Source organism: Sulfitobacter sp., from assembly GCF_036961165.1.
Lineage (GTDB): Bacteria > Pseudomonadota > Alphaproteobacteria > Rhodobacterales > Rhodobacteraceae > Sulfitobacter.
The window spans coordinates 1-3825 of sequence record NZ_JBALVJ010000155.1 but is presented as its reverse complement, the minus strand read 5'-3'; the positions used below and the strand labels follow the sequence as shown (position 1 = coordinate 3825).

Sequence of the window (3825 nt, the reverse complement as noted above, 5' to 3'; positions counted from 1 at the left end):
TGCGCTATGTCGCAGCCGTTTCTGCGGCCCATTATTGCTGTGCGTTTTACATGCGCGAGTCCTTTCGTTGGTCGGTGGCGTTGTCACGTTCATTGGCATGGCAACGATCTCGATCATGGTGCTACTTGAACTTGAGGACTTGATACCGGCAGCTTTGCAGGACCATTGGCTGCTGGTCCTGTTTATCACTTCTTTAGGTGCTGTAGTCCTCATTATCGGGCAGTGGTGCAGGAACGGCCTTTTTAAAGTGCGAGGCAAGGATAGTATCCTTGCGTTACGGACGAGCCCAGATAGCCGAAATAGTTATGGAATGACTGGTACTGGATATGACTTTGGTGGTGATGGCGGATCATCCGACTAACGCCAAGTCTATTTGCCCGAAGACAAAGGCAAAAGACGGCGTCCCCCCTTGACGCCAAAGATCGAATTGCCCGGCGAAACTGTTGTGGTTGTGTCAGGTTATGCCTCAGAGATTTGATCCTCAGGTTTCTACGAATGTTCCGACACTCAAACGCTTTCCTCAGAGACCTGAGGTCCCCGACGCCATCTTGTTTCGATTAGAAGGCATTCGTGTCGCGCGCAGCATTTGTCACTTCGGGCTCAAAGCGGACCAATACGATTTCCGGACATTCCCCAAACCTTTAGGCCCGCTGGGTTAGGGTGTGACCACCTTTATTGGGGCACCACGGACCTCGATCGCTTCAGCGGCATCCAGCAAAATGTCCTCACGGTAGCGGCCAGCGATTAGTTGCGCACCCATCGGTGCACGCCCTGCGTCACTGTCAGTAAAACCCGTAAACACCGACATTCCCGGCAACCCCATCAACGGAAGTCCAACCTGCGTCAGCTGTGCTTCCATCACACGGGGGAAATCCTCTAGATCAAGCAGGTCGGGGAACGGCGGCTCGGCGGACACAGGGCAAATCAAGACAGGGTACTGCGCCAAAAAAAGCTGCCATTCACGCAAGAACCAGACGCGTGCCTGCATCGCGTCCAATACTTCGTTCAGGTCTGGCACAGGCGTCAGTTTGTGCATCTCCGCCAATACATGGTTTGCATCGGCATCACCCTCGTGCGCAAACGCTGCCTGCGCGCCGCGTGCCATCTCTGCGAGCCACAGTTGCGCCTGACGGCGAGCCGGTTCGCGGAACGGCGGGCTTGCCACCTCCTCCACCTGCCAGCCTGCATCAACCAAGCGCGCGGATGCTTCACGCAGCGCCATCTCTACCAAAGGATGCGTCTGCAGGCCTTCGGGAGAGATGCACAAGGCCGCACGACGCGGATAGTCAGGTCCGTCCATCGGCACTGGCACATGCCACGGGTCGCGCAAATCGGGCTCTGCCATGACCGTGAGCGATACCCGCAGATCCCGCACTGAACGCGCATGTGGTCCTGATACCGCCATTAATTGCGCGCCAATATGGCGGTCGGGGCTGGACGGGTTCCACGCAGCAACGCGACCCAAGGTCGGCCGAATTCCCTGTAGCCCACATGCATAGGCAGGATAGCGGATAGAGCCGCCTATATCGGTACCATGCCCCATCGCGCCAACACCTGCCGCCGTTGCCGCAGCCGCCCCACCAGATGATCCCCCCGGTGTGATCCGCGGGTTATGCGGGTTCTTTGTATGACCGTGAAGGGAATTGCGGGTAAACCAGCGCAGCGAAAAAGCCGGCGTATTCGTGCGCCCGACAATGACTGCCCCTGCTTTGCGCAGATTGGCGACGACAGGATTATCCGCCTGCGCTATCAGGTCCTTCTGGATGCGCAAACCATTGGTCGTCGCAAAGCCGGCCTGATCGACGTTTTCCTTGGTCGTCACAGGTACGCCTGCCATAGGGCCCAGATGCGCGCCATTGGCCCGTGCTGCATCTACCGCATCCGCCGCTGCCAACGCTGCTACATCATCACGCGCGACTACGGCGTTGATCGCGGGGTTTACAGCATCCATCCTTGCCAGCGTTGCTTCAGTCACCTCGCGCGCAGTGACCTCTCCCTTTGCGATCTGCGCCGCAATCGCGACACCGTCCATTTCCCAAAGCGCCATCATCATTCTCCCTGTTTGAAATCAAGGTTGCACGAAGCCTGCCCTCCGGCAATGCCGCTATCACTGCCGCTTGCACAGGGGCCGCTTTGCTCTTACCCATTTGATCATAAATTTATCAGGGAGCGCATCATGCAGAAAACGGTGGTCAACAGCTGGAACGAGTGGGACCCGCTCAAACACGTCATCGTTGGCCGTGCTGATGATTGCCACATCCCGCCGGAAGAACCCGCGTTGGATGCCAAAGTGCCCGAGGATAGCGATATGCGCGGTCAGTGGGGCCGCCGTCCGCAGGAAACCATCGACCGCGCCAACGAGTTGCTGGATAATTTTGCTGGTATGCTCGAAAAGCGCGGCGTCCGCGTGGATCGGCCAACTTGTATCGACCATTCCCTGCCAGCCACCACGCCCGACTTTCACACCGAAAGCCAGTTCGGCTGCATGCCGCCACGCGACGTGCTGCTGACCGTCGGGGCCGAGATGCTGGAAGCGACGATGTCTTATCGATGCCGCTGGTTCGAGTATTTGAACTACCGCCCCCTGATGCAGCAGTATTTCAACGAAGATCCGAATTTCCGCCATGAGAGCGCACCTAAGCCGCGCCTTACAGATGCGGATTACCATCCCGACTATCTCAACGACAAAATCGGCAACGCTCAACGCCTGAAGTGGGCAGAAGAGCGCCACTTTGTGACGACGGAAGAAGAGCCATTGTTCGACGCGGCAGATGTCTTGCGCTTTGGCCGCGATCTGGTTGTGCAGCACGGGTTCACCACCAACCTCAAAGGGATCGAATGGCTGCGCCGCCACTTCCCCGACCACCGCGTGCATACGGTCAACTTCCCCGGTGATCCCTACCCCATCCATATCGACGCGACATTCACACCGCTGCGCCCCGGCCTGATCCTCAACAACCCGCAGCGCCGTCTGCCCGAAGACCAGCGCGGCATGTTTGAGGCCAACGGTTGGGAAATTGTGGACGCAGCACAGCCCGCGCACAACTCGCCACCACCGCTGTGCTATTCCTCCACATGGCTGAGCATGAACGTGCTGGTGTTAGACCCTAAAACCGTCTGCGTTGAAAAGTCAGAGGTTTATCAGGCCGAGCAGATGGACAAGCTGGGTATGGAGGTTGTCGAAGTCGAACTGCGCGATGCCTACGCCTTTGGCGGCGGGTTGCACTGCTGTACGGCAGATGTTTACCGCGAGGGCAAATGCGAGGATTACTTCCCGAGCTTAAGCAAGTAAGACGCAGATCAAAGCCCGGTTGTGGCGTGAACTCACCTCCTAAAGGAATACGCCATGACTGACCTACCAGACGTTGCCCAACTTCTTGCAAACGCCGAAGCAGTTGCGAACAATCCCGAAGCGGATGCTGCAGAAATCGAGGCGGTGACTGTTGAAACAGTCTCCGCCTTCGAGGCGCGGTTGCAACACCACTTCGCCCGCGGCCCGTTCTTTGTGAAACTGCGCAACAAGCTTGTAGCCGAAGGCCACACCGATCTCGCCCAAAGCGTTTACCATTACTATCTTACCGCGAACGTGCTCAAACACGGTGGCGGGAAAAGCCTTCGGGAGCTTCAGAAGTTGGAGGATCAGCCCTTCACGCTTCAGGACGAAGAAGGCAAGGCGCTGATTGATGTGACGGCGGACGGGTTTCTGGGTGGGCTCGTCGAGACATTAGACGAAGCCGCGCGCCTCCTCACGTCAAAATAATGGCACCGCGGCGAATGGCGGCTTGGAGCCCGTTGTGACGGATGCTGCGCTGCGCATGAATGGCT

4 protein-coding genes are annotated in these 3825 nt (G+C 57.9%); 3 read left to right on the top strand and 1 reads right to left on the bottom strand.

From position 1 onward, the window contains the following. Nucleotides 1-361 (top strand): hypothetical protein (locus tag V7730_RS22375; RefSeq protein ID WP_335749765.1); only part of this gene is annotated, 361 nt, incomplete at its 5' end. A gap of 294 nt (nt 362-655) precedes the next feature. On the opposite strand, the gene V7730_RS22370 is transcribed toward V7730_RS22375, so the two are convergent. Continuing rightward, nucleotides 656-2053 carry an amidase family protein gene (locus V7730_RS22370; RefSeq protein ID WP_335749764.1) on the bottom strand — a complete coding sequence of 466 codons (1398 nt, stop codon included), beginning with the start codon at nt 2051-2053 and terminating at the stop codon, nt 656-658. A 123-nt stretch (nt 2054-2176) separates the two neighbouring features. Here V7730_RS22370 and V7730_RS22365 point away from each other — a divergent pair, with 123 nt between their 5' ends. Further along, nucleotides 2177-3292: a serine/threonine protein kinase gene (locus V7730_RS22365; RefSeq protein WP_335749763.1), complete on the top strand. Its 1116-nt coding sequence runs from the start codon at nt 2177-2179 to the stop codon at nt 3290-3292. Between the two features lie 54 nt (nt 3293-3346). Further along, a complete protein-coding gene (locus tag V7730_RS22360) occupies nt 3347-3760 on the top strand; it encodes a hypothetical protein (RefSeq protein ID WP_335749762.1) in 414 nt (137 codons plus the stop codon). The last annotated feature ends 65 nt before the right edge of the window (nt 3761-3825 follow it).

Excerpts from the sequence above, each read along its gene's own strand:
- V7730_RS22370 (WP_335749764.1), bottom strand. The coding sequence starts at position 2,053 with ATGATGATGGCGCTTTGGGAAATGGACGGTGTCGCGATTGCGGCGCAG.
- V7730_RS22360 (WP_335749762.1), top strand. The coding sequence starts at position 3,347 with ATGACTGACCTACCAGACGTTGCCCAACTTCTTGCAAACGCCGAAGCA.
- V7730_RS22365 (WP_335749763.1), top strand. The coding sequence starts at position 2,177 with ATGCAGAAAACGGTGGTCAACAGCTGGAACGAGTGGGACCCGCTCAAA.